Below are 2,099 nucleotides of genomic sequence, written 5' to 3' on the forward strand. Positions count from 1 at the left end.
TGAGCGATGGATTTTACCCTCAATCCCGAACTGTCCGCTCCAATTCCCGCAACCATTGACTTGACTTGTTTGAACTGCTGCATCACTGTCAAAAACGGCTGTAAATCATCGGGCAAATTAGCTTTTAATTGCTGCACGGTGGCAGGATAGTTAGCAATGTAAATAGTTGCGATCGGATTCTTTACCCCAGCACTCTCAGAAAAAAACTTAGTTGTACTCTGCTGGGTGGCGAGGGAGGGTTCTCCTTTAAAAGTGTCGATCGCCAATTCCACAGGCTTTCTCAAAGGAGCCATGACTAATTGGTCGTTCAGCAAAGCCACACTGTAGCGCTTGCCGGTTGGCTCAGCAATTTCCGAAATTTTAACTCCTTTATACTCAGTTTCTTGAGTTTTTGCACCTTGCTGAGATTTTAATTTATTCGCAAAATTCCAAGCGCTAATTTTATTTTTGACGCTGACTACAACCAGCAGTTGAGGAGGGTCAGTTTTCGGCGCAGCATCAGGCGGCAGCAAAGCCACCATCACCCCCCCCAACCACGGCTTTAAGTCCCTGTCAAAGTCGATTTGAGTGCCTGCCAAGCTTTGTTCTTGAAAGGCCTTCAAACCCTGACCGAGCAATTTTTGAGCCCCTGGCGTGCCAAATTGCTGCAACTGAGCCAGCGCTTGGGGATTGGGGGAGATGAAGGCGGCCATCGTTGCTTCGTCGGGTACAACTTTGGCGCTTTCTTGAGGGTTGGATATTTGTTGGCTCAAACCTTGGAAGTAAAAGTAGACCGCGGCGCTACCTGCTGCGACGGCGGCGGCAGCAATTAGAAGCTTTGGTTTTTTTGCAGGCATTGTTTTTGATCCTTGCGTCCTTTATCAGTTTAATGAAAATCCACTTGGCTTGTGTGGAGGCGATCGAGGTTGCTCTTGATTTTTGTATAATTCAAAACAAGTTTGGACGATCGTGTAAACTGCTGTTGATATCAAGTGCGGGAAGAAAGATGAAAGTAGCGATCGCGGGAGCAACGGGATTTGTAGGTAGCCGGCTGGTGGAGAAACTGCAAGCCGCCGGACATCAAGCGGTGGTTTTGAGCAGGGATGCGGCGAAGGCCCGGCGAGTTTTTCCGGCTTCAGCTTATCCGAATTTGGAAGTTGTCGCCTACACTCCGGCGGAGTCTGGTGATTGGCAAAACTCGATCGCGGGCTGCGACGCTGTTGTCAATTTAGCTGGGGTGCCGATTGCGGAGGAAAAGTGGACGGAAGCGCGCCAGCGGGCGATTTTGGACAGTCGCAAACTGACGACGGAAAAATTGGTAGAGGCGATCGTCAATGCTAATCCTAAACCATCGGTGTTTGTTAGTGCATCGGCGATCGGCTATTACGGCACCAGCGAAACCGCCGAGTTTGACGAAAACAGCCCTGCGGGAAACGATTTTTTAGCAACAGTCTGCAAAGAGTGGGAAACAGCGGCGCAACCTGCCAAAAATGCCGGTACAAGGCTAGCAATTTTGCGGCTGGGGATAGTTTTGGGAATGGGAGGCGCGCTGGCTAAAATGCTGCCACCTTTTAAACTATTTGCTGGCGGCCCAATTGGCACAGGAAAACAGTGGTTTTCTTGGGTTCACCGCGAGGATGTGGTTGATTTAATTTTGTACGCCCTGCAAAATTCACAAGTTGAAGGTGTTTTGAATGCCACAGCACCGAATCCGGTGCGGATGAATGAATTGTGCCAAACTTTAGGGGAAGTTTTAAATCGGCCTTCTTGGTTGCCCGTGCCAGCTTTTGCTTTAGAATTGCTGTTGGGAGACGGTGCCAAAGTTGTTTTGGAAGGGCAGAAAGTGCTGCCAAAACAGACTTTAGCTAGTGGTTTTCAATATCAATATCCAACGCTAAAATTAGCACTCGAAGAGATTTTAGCTGGTAATTAAATCCTGGTTTTTTAGATATCCCTCGTTCCCAGGCTCTGCCTGGTAACGCATATCCAGAGGCTCCGCCTCGCTCCTTCCCTCGTTCCCCTCGTTCCCAGGCTCTGCCTGGTAACGCATATCCAGAGGCTCCGCCTCGCTCCTTCCCTCGGTCCCCTCGTTCCCAGGCTCTGCCTGGTAACGCATATCC

General features: G+C 49.7%; 3 protein-coding genes. 1 reads left to right on the forward strand and 2 read right to left on the reverse strand.

Annotated features, from left to right (window positions below; all coding sequences use genetic code 11):
- Positions 1 to 836 (reverse strand): DUF3352 domain-containing protein (locus WBA89_RS15700; RefSeq protein ID WP_424407973.1); only part of this gene is annotated, 836 nt, incomplete at its 3' end.
- 149 nt (positions 837 to 985) lie between these two features.
- Here WBA89_RS15700 and thyD point away from each other — a divergent pair.
- Positions 986 to 1,912 carry a thylakoid membrane protein ThyD gene (thyD, locus tag WBA89_RS15705; RefSeq protein ID WP_424407977.1) on the forward strand — a complete coding sequence of 309 codons (927 nt, stop codon included), beginning with the start codon at positions 986 to 988 and terminating at the stop codon, positions 1,910 to 1,912.
- On the opposite strand, the gene WBA89_RS15710 is transcribed toward thyD, so the two are convergent.
- Positions 1,898 to 2,099 (reverse strand): hypothetical protein (locus tag WBA89_RS15710; protein ID WP_424407975.1); only part of this gene is annotated, 202 nt, incomplete at its 5' end. The genes thyD and WBA89_RS15710 overlap by 15 nt on opposite strands.

Origin of the sequence: Microcoleus sp. (assembly GCF_049646505.1) — a bacterium.
In the GTDB taxonomy this organism is placed as follows: Bacteria; Cyanobacteriota; Cyanobacteriia; order Cyanobacteriales; family Microcoleaceae; genus Microcoleus.